The sequence below is a fragment of the Dankookia rubra genome, assembly GCF_004355005.1.
Lineage (GTDB): Bacteria > Pseudomonadota > Alphaproteobacteria > Acetobacterales > Acetobacteraceae > Paracraurococcus > Paracraurococcus ruber_A.
Genome location: NZ_SMSJ01000335.1, coordinates 1 through 590, shown reverse-complemented (window position 1 = coordinate 590; position 590 = coordinate 1). Strand labels below are relative to the sequence as shown.

Annotated in this window: 1 protein-coding gene; it reads left to right on the top strand. The window is 63.2% G+C overall.

Translation table 11 applies throughout. The features are described from left to right. Nucleotides 1-141 precede the first annotated feature (141 nt). On the top strand, nt 142-590 hold a 449-nt coding region (locus tag E2C06_RS36885), incomplete at its 3' end, for an ATP-dependent Clp protease proteolytic subunit (protein WP_193560549.1).

Below are 590 nucleotides of genomic sequence, written 5' to 3'. Positions count from 1 at the left end.
GGAGTGCCCTAGCACCTGAATGGCGCCTTCCGGCCCCGCCGCTTTGAGCAGTCATGCCATCAGTTCTGTAGCGGTCTCCTGGACAAGCCGCTCACGCCCTGCCCAAGGTACGCCCTCATCAAACCGAGCAGGAGGAACCACATGGCCGCTCAGTATCAGACTAGGGCTGCTACCCGGCTCGATGATGACGATCCGGAGGTGCCAGAGCCGATTGGACCTGAGCCGAGTGAACCCGGCGACAATCGTACGCTTTCCTCACCGGTCAACGAACTCGAAATCCGGCTGCTCGGTCAGCGCAAGGTGCTGGTGTTCGGTGCAATCACTGACAAGCTGGCGCGTGACGTGACCGGCCGGTTGCTGGCTTTGTCCGGTGCTTCGGACCAGCCCATCGATGTCTACGTCAACTCGCCAGGCGGCCATGTCGAGAGCGGCGATACCATCCACGACATGATCCGCTTTGTGGATGCGGTAGCACCAGTGCGGGTGATCGGCACAGGCTGGGTGGCTAGCGCGGGAGCACTGATCTTCCTGGCCGGCGCCCGCGAGCGGCGGTACTGCCTGCCCAACACCCGGTTCTTGCTGCACCAGCC